This window comes from Pseudonocardia yunnanensis (assembly GCF_039534065.1).
GTDB lineage: Bacteria > Actinomycetota > Actinomycetes > Mycobacteriales > Pseudonocardiaceae > Pseudonocardia > Pseudonocardia yunnanensis.
The window spans coordinates 1-843 of the sequence record NZ_BAAAUS010000062.1; the positions used below are offsets into that span (position 1 = coordinate 1).

The following is an 843-nucleotide window of genomic DNA, read 5'->3' on the forward strand; positions in this document are numbered from 1 at the left end:
GCGCCGTCCGCGGGTTGTCACCCGTGATCATCACCGTGCGGATACCCATCGCCCGCAACTCGTCGAACCGGGCGCGCATACCGGGCTTCACCACGTCCGACAACCGGATCACACCCAACACCCGAGACCCGGCACCACCCTCCGGCGAGCTCGCCTCGGCCACCACCAGTGGCGTTCCTCCGGCGTCCGAGATCTCAGCCACCAGTGCGTCCACCTCGGGAAGGTCGCTGCCCGACCAGTGGGCCACCGCCGATGCCGCACCCTTGCGGACCGAGCGGCCGTTCAGGTCCACACCCGACATCCGGGTCTGAGCGGTGAAGGCCACGAACTCCATCACGGCCTCATCCGCGGTCGCCTCACCCGGTAACCCGTACTCACGAGCGCACAATGCGACGATGCTGCGCCCTTCCGGCGTCTGGTCGGCCAGGCTCGAGAGGCGCGCTACCGCGGCGAGCTCCGCCGAGTCGACCCCGGAGATCGGGACCAGCTCGGTGGCCTGCCGGTTGCCGAAGGTGATCGTGCCCGTCTTGTCCAGCAGCAGCGTGTCGATATCCCCCGCGGCCTCGACCGCACGACCCGACGTGGCCAGCACGTTGCGCTGCACCAACCGGTCCATACCCGCGATACCGATCGCCGAGAGCAACGCACCGATCGTCGTCGGGATCAGACACACCAACAACGCGGTCAACACGATCAGCGACTGGTTCACCCCGGCATAGGTGGACATCGGCGCCACCGCCACCACGGCCAGCAGGAAGATGATCGTCAACACCGCCAACAGGATCGTCAACGCGATCTCATTCGGCGTCTTCTGCCGCGACGCACCCTCGACCAGAGCGATCA

At 67.4% G+C, this 843-nt stretch carries 1 protein-coding gene; it reads right to left on the reverse strand.

Features of this window, described 5'->3' with window-relative positions; translation table 11 throughout:
* Positions 1–843, reverse strand: an 843-nt coding sequence (locus ABD743_RS40635; RefSeq protein WP_344729452.1) for an HAD family hydrolase, incomplete at both ends; no start/stop codon positions are given.